This is a genomic window from Methylobacterium sp. WL116, from assembly GCF_008039455.1.
Classification (GTDB): domain Bacteria; phylum Pseudomonadota; class Alphaproteobacteria; order Rhizobiales; family Beijerinckiaceae; genus Methylobacterium.
Map to the genome: position 1 here is coordinate 1 of NZ_VRUV01001087.1, position 564 is coordinate 564.

The window sequence follows — 564 nt, forward strand, 5'->3', positions numbered from 1 at the left end:
ATTTCTTTGAGCTTCCTTGCGATCTTGCAACGACCAAGGATGCAGGCGGTCGAAAAGCCTGCCCGCTGCTCTCCCGAGGGGCCGGACAGCCACAGCGTGACGTCCTCTTTTCACACAGCCTCGGTGGCAAGCGGACCCTGGCCTTGCACCCCGAAGCGGATGTTCACCGCGCATCCCTTCCGGCCTATGACAAGCCGTCATGAACCGAGTCGGGATGGATCGCTGCTGTGGGACGGGAAGAACTGGGCGGCATGGCTATGTTCCTCGTCGTCGCGGAGGAGCGGAGCTTCACAGGGGCGGCCAACAAGCTCGGTGTTTCACAATCGGCGCTGAGCCATTCTATGCGGCGCCTAGGGCGTGTCATCGCTTGAGCCAATCGAGGGCGGCTGCGAGGGAGAGGACGCCCATGAAGCTGACGGCAGTCTTCTCGTAGCGGGTGGCGATGGCGCGCCACTCTTTGAGCCTGGCCCAGAGGCGCTCGACCTGGTTACGGTTGTTGTAGATCCAATCAGGGCAGGCCACGGGCGCTTCGTGGCGCTGAGGCGGGATCGCAGGCCGAGCGCC

The 564-nt window shown here is 63.7% G+C and carries 2 protein-coding genes and 1 pseudogene; 2 read left to right on the top strand and 1 reads right to left on the bottom strand.

Annotation, left to right across the window (positions count from 1 at the left end; genetic code table 11):
• Window positions 1-203, top strand: a 203-nt coding sequence (locus tag FV223_RS31365; RefSeq protein WP_210247539.1) for a hypothetical protein, incomplete at its 5' end; no start/stop codon positions are given.
• Between the two features lie 24 nt (window positions 204-227).
• Window positions 228-353: pseudogene (locus tag FV223_RS29525) on the top strand (LysR family transcriptional regulator); the annotation flags it as partial.
• 7 nt (window positions 354-360) lie between these two features.
• Here FV223_RS29525 and FV223_RS29530 read toward each other — a convergent pair.
• Window positions 361-564 (bottom strand): transposase (locus tag FV223_RS29530; protein WP_147727796.1); only part of this gene is annotated, 204 nt, incomplete at its 5' end.